Genomic DNA, 4,252 nt, shown 5'->3' with positions numbered 1-4,252 from the left:
GCCCCAGGTGTCGAAGACACCGCCGGGCATGAAGACCGGGGCGGGCACCTCGACGCAACCCTCGAACGCGAGCGCCTTGCTCACCGCGCGGCGGCGACGCTGCTCGGCGGTCAGGCCGCGACCCGCGGGGGCGGTGGGCAGCACCGACGGGATCTTGTCCAGACCCTCCAGGCGCAGCACCTCCTCGACCAGGTCGGCGGGCTGGGTGAGGTCGGGACGCCAGCTCGGCGGGGTGACCACCAGCTGACCGTGACCGGCCTCGCTGACACCCACCTCGATCGAGCAACCCACCTGCTGCAGACGGCGGGTGGCCGCACCCGGCGCGTAGTGCACGCCCGCGGTGCGGTCGGCCAGGTCGATGTTCATGGCGATCGGCTGCACGGCCGGGGTCGGCACGCGCACGTCGGTCAGCACGGATTCGACCGTGCCACCGGCGATCTCGGCCAGCAGGGTGGCGGCGCGATCCAGCGCGGCGATGTTCAGCTCGGGATCCACGACCCGCTCGAAGCGGCGGCTGGCCTCGGAGCCGAGCTTGTGGCGGCGTGCGGTGCGCGCCACGGCCACCGGATTCCAGGTGGCGGCCTCGAGCAGGATATCGGTCGAGGAGTCGGAGACCTCGGTGCTCGCGCCGCCCATGATGCCCGCCAGCGAGATGACGCCGCTGTTGTCGGCGATCACCACATCCTCGGCGTCGAGGGTGCGTTCGGTCTCGTCGAGGGTGCGCAGTGTCTCGCCCTTGTGCGCGCGGCGCACCACGAAACCGCCCTGCACCTTCGCGGCGTCGAAGGCGTGCAGCGGCTGGCCGAGCTCGAGCATCACATAGTTGGTGACGTCCACGGCCGGGGAGATCGGGCGCACGCCCGACAGCAGCAGGCGACGCTGCAACCACCACGGGCTCACGGCCTTCGGGTTGATCCCGGTCACCCGGCGCACCGCGAAACGCGTGCACAGGGATTCGGGTTCGAGCTTCACCGACCAGGCTTCGGTCTCGTCGTCGGGCAGCAGCCGCACGGCGGGATCGCTGTACTCCAGGTCGAAGCCGCAGGCCAGTTCCCGCGCCAGGCCGCGCGCCGAGAACGCGTAGCCGCGGTCCGGCGTGATCGCGAGCTCGATGACCGTATCGTCCAGGCCCAGCAGCACATTGGCGTCCGCGCCCGGCTCGGCGGTGCCGGGCTCCAGCACCAGGATGCCGCTGTGGTCCTTGCCGATGCCGAGCTCGGCGACCGAGCAGATCATGCCGTTGCTGGTGTGCCCGTAGGTCTTCCGCGACGAGATCTTGAAACCGCCGGGCAGCACACCGCCCGGCAGCACCACGACGACCAGGTCACCGACGGCGAAATTCCGTGCGCCGCAGACGATCTCCTGCAGCTCCGGATTGCCGACGTCGACCTTGCAGAAGCGGATCGGCTTCTTGAACTCGGTCAGCTCGGTGATCTCGGCGACCCGGCCGACCACCAGCGGGTGCTCGATGTCACCGCCGATGGCCTCGAGCGGGTCGACCTCTTCGACTTCCAGACCGACCCGGACGAACCCCGCGTCGAGTTCCTCGGCCGTCACCGACCACCCGGGGGTGGTCCGCTGCAGGATGTCTGTCAGCCAGGACTGCGCTACTCGCACTTGACGTTTCGCTTCCTTGTATCGGGGGTCAGGTCAGGACTGGATGCCGAACGGCACCGTGAAACGCACATCGCCCTCGACGATGTCGCGCATATCCGGCAGGCCGTTGCGGAACTGCAGCGTCCGCTCCAGACCCATGCCGAACGCGAAGCCGCTGTACACCGCGGGATCGATACCGCTGGCGATGAGCACCTTCGGGTTCACCATGCCGCAGCCGCCCCACTCGACCCAGCCGGGGCCGCCCTTCTTGTCCTCGAACCACACGTCCACCTCGGCGGACGGCTCGGTGAAGGGGAAGAAGCTGGGCCGCATGCGCGTGGTGGTGTTCGGACCGAACAGCGCCCGCGCGAAACCGTCCAGGGTGCCCTTGAGATGCGCCATGGTCAGGCCCTTGTCGACGGCCAGACCCTCGATCTGCGAGAACACCGGGGTGTGGGTCGCGTCCAGCTCATCGGTGCGGAACGTCCGGCCCGGGCACACCACGTAGATCGGCAGCTCACGAGACAGCATCGAGCGCACCTGAACCGGGGAGGTGTGCGTGCGGAGCACCTGCCGCGAACCCTCCGGCGCGATGTGGAAGGTGTCCTGCATGGTGCGGGCCGGATGGTCCGGCAGGAAGTTGAGGGCGTCGAAGTTGAAGTGCTCGGTCTCGACCTCGGGACCCTCGGCGACCTCCCAGCCCATGGCCACGAACACGTCCGCGACCCGCTCCGACAGCACCGAGATCGGGTGCCGGGCACCGGCGGCGTGCCGGCGGGCGGGCAGCGTCACGTCGATGGTCTCCGCGACCAGGACCGCGGCGTCGCGCTCGGCGAGCAGTTCGGCCTGGCGGGCCTCGAACGCGCTCGACACGCGACCGCGGGCCACGTTCACGCGCTTGCCCGCCTCGGCCTTCTCTTCCTTGGCGAGGGTGCCCAGCGAGCGCTGTGCCAGCGAGATCGGCGACTTGCCGCCCATGTACTCGGTCTTGGCGGCCGCCAGCTCGTCCAGGGTGGCGGCCGAGGCGAACGCCTTCTCAGCAGCTTCCGCGGCAGCGGAGAGCGATTCCTCGCTCAACGCGGCGTTCTGCTCGGCACTGTTGTCATCGGCCACGATGGTTCGTCACTCCCCATACTGGTTACGAGTCGGCGGACATTCCCACCCATTCTTGCTGGTGGCATCGTAATCCTTGTAATCAGCCCACCTCACCTGGATTTCCGCAGCTCGAGCTGGCCCTGCCGGTGTGGCGGGGGCCACTGCGGTGGTACGAATGGACGTGTGAAGTCCCGTCCGCTGACCCTCATCGACGACACCGACCACCTCACCGAGTACGGCGCGGCGATGACACGCATGCAGGAAATGTGGGAGCAACGCGTCGCCGACGAACGCCCCGACACCCTGTGGCTGCTCACCCACGAACAGACCTTCACCATCGGCAGGCGCACCCCCGAGGAACACCTCCCCGCCCCCGAGGCGAACATCCCGGTGTTCACCACCAACCGCGGCGGCCAACTCACCTACCACGCCCCCGGCCAACTCGTCGGCTACCTCATCGCCCGCCTGCAACCCGGCGAGGGCGTCGTCGACCTCATCCGTGACGTCGAACACCGAATCGTCGCCGTCCTGGCCGAATTGGGCATCCCCGCCGAACGCCGCGACACCCCGAAGGGTTCCGAACTCCTCACCGGCGTCTGGACCCGCGACACCGGCCGCAAGATCACCTCCATCGGCATGCGCGTAGGCCGCAACGTCTCCACCCACGGCTTCGCCCTCAACGTCACCGGCGACCTCACCCCCTGGAAACTCGCCATCGCCTGCGGCCTCCCCGACGTCGACATGACCTCCGTCGAACGCGAACTCGGCGGTGCACCCGCACCCACCATGCCCGAGGTGGTCGCCACTGTCGCCAAGGTTTTCGAAGCCACCGCTACACCGGTTCTACCCGCCTGATCTGCACGCGCCGGACGGCATACGTGCGGCAGCAGGTCAGCACACCTGCGGTGATGATGCCTCCGAACAGTCCTTCGAGGATGCCGAGCACGAGATTGTGATGGACGAGCCATCCCCGCAGCACGCCCATGAGCGCGGCCCAGAAGTAGCAGTGCAGGAACAGCGAGCCGTATTTCGTTGTGCCGGTGGACATATCGATTACCCCCTCAGACGCGTTCCGCCCCTTCCGGACAATTCCGGAAGGGGCGGAACGCGGTTCGTGCTGGCGTAACTCTCGCACACGCGGCTGATCAGTGCGCGGCGACCAGCACGCCATCGGCGAGCCGCTCAGCGGTGGCTTTGCGGCCGGGCAGGAGCACTGCGATCAAGGCGCCGACCGCGACGACCGCGGCGCCGACCTTGACTGCCGGGATGAGGCCGTCGACGTAGTCCTGCGGGCTCACATAGGAGCCGTGGGAGGCGAAGACCGAGGCCAGGACTGCGACGCCGAGGGCTACGCCGACCTCACGGATGGTGTTGTTGGCACCGGAGGCCATGCCGCGGTCGTCGGGTGCCGCGCTGGCCATCACTGCGGTGGCGGACGGCGCGAAGGTCAGGCCCATGCCGATGCCGCCCAGGATGAACGGCAGCACCAGGGAGCTGTAGGCGGAGTGGACGCCGGTGACCATCGCCATCCAGTAGAGGGCGATCGCGAGCAGGGCCTGGC

Annotated in this window: 5 protein-coding genes; 1 reads left to right on the top strand and 4 read right to left on the bottom strand. The window is 68.7% G+C overall.

Going from position 1 to position 4,252, the window contains the following annotated elements:
• Both pheT and pheS read right to left on the bottom strand, forming a co-directional pair.
• Positions 1-1,617, bottom strand: a 1,617-nt coding sequence (gene pheT, locus ACWELQ_RS39700; protein WP_452402156.1) for a phenylalanine--tRNA ligase subunit beta, incomplete at its 3' end; no start/stop codon positions are given.
• Between the two features lie 33 nt (positions 1,618-1,650).
• The gene (pheS, locus tag ACWELQ_RS39695) at positions 1,651-2,709 is read right to left on the bottom strand and encodes a phenylalanine--tRNA ligase subunit alpha (protein WP_452402155.1); all 1,059 of its coding nucleotides are present in this window, start codon (positions 2,707-2,709) and stop codon (positions 1,651-1,653) included.
• A 165-nt stretch (positions 2,710-2,874) separates the two neighbouring features.
• Here pheS and lipB point away from each other — a divergent pair, with 165 nt between their 5' ends.
• Positions 2,875-3,546 (top strand): lipoyl(octanoyl) transferase LipB, encoded by a 672-nt coding sequence (gene lipB / locus ACWELQ_RS39690; protein WP_452402154.1) that lies wholly within the window; start codon positions 2,875-2,877, stop codon positions 3,544-3,546.
• Here the strand turns inward: lipB and ACWELQ_RS39685 are convergent.
• The gene (locus ACWELQ_RS39685) at positions 3,524-3,739 is read right to left on the bottom strand and encodes a hypothetical protein (protein ID WP_452402153.1); all 216 of its coding nucleotides are present in this window, start codon (positions 3,737-3,739) and stop codon (positions 3,524-3,526) included. The genes lipB and ACWELQ_RS39685 overlap by 23 nt on opposite strands.
• A gap of 97 nt (positions 3,740-3,836) precedes the next feature.
• On the bottom strand, positions 3,837-4,252 hold a 416-nt coding region (locus tag ACWELQ_RS39680), incomplete at its 5' end, for an MFS transporter (protein ID WP_452402152.1).

It is taken from the genome of Nocardia sp. NPDC004722 (genome assembly GCF_053601505.1).
The sequence above is the reverse complement of the archived record's forward strand: the minus strand, read 5'-3'. Positions and strand labels throughout refer to the sequence as shown.

Bases quoted from the DNA above. Each gene is read 5' to 3' on its own strand.
- ACWELQ_RS39685 (WP_452402153.1), bottom strand. From the start codon at position 3,739: ATGTCCACCGGCACAACGAAATACGGCTCGCTGTTCCTGCACTGCTAC.